Source organism: Mesorhizobium sp. M1227, from assembly GCF_040318315.1.
Taxonomy (GTDB): Bacteria; Pseudomonadota; Alphaproteobacteria; order Rhizobiales; family Rhizobiaceae; genus Mesorhizobium.
The window spans coordinates 1-580 of the sequence record NZ_JAMYLZ010000120.1; the positions used below are offsets into that span (position 1 = coordinate 1).

1 protein-coding gene is annotated in these 580 nt (G+C 61.4%); it reads left to right on the top strand.

The features are described from left to right. The coding region (locus NKH28_RS34375) for an IS66 family transposase (protein ID WP_352981474.1) at nt 1-580 on the top strand (580 nt) is incomplete at both ends.

A 580-nucleotide genomic window follows, 5' to 3' on the forward strand; every position in this document is an offset into this window, starting at 1 on the left:
TGATCGGCTCGAGCGAAAAGCATCTCGCCCGCATCTATGACGTGCTGAAGCTGCGGCTCAGATCGCAGCCCCTCATCCATGGCGACGAGACCACGGTCCAGGTGCTGAAGGAAATGGACAGAGAGGCCACCAGCACCTCGTACATGTGGGCATACCGGAGCGGCCACGACAGTGACGAGCCGATCGTGCTGCTCGATTATCAGCCGGGTCGCGGCCAGATACACCCGCAGACCTTCTTGGGCGATTACCGCGGCATCGTGATGAGTGACGGTTATTCCGCCTGGCGCACGCTGGAAGGGGCAACGCATCTTGGCTGCATGGCCCATTCCAGGCGGCGCTTCGTCGATGCCCTAAAGGCGAGGAAGAAAGGCGGCGGCCCGCCGGAACAGGCGCTCCGGTTCTTTGAACAGCTCTATCGGGTTGAAAGGCAGGCGCGGAACGAAATCCCCGATGACGGCGAAACGCGAGATGACTGCATTCGCCGCTTCCGCCAGCAACATAGTGTCCCCATCCTCCATGCTCTCAAGGCATGGCTCGACGACATCGCCCCAAAAGTCTTGCCGGACAGCAAGCTCGGCGA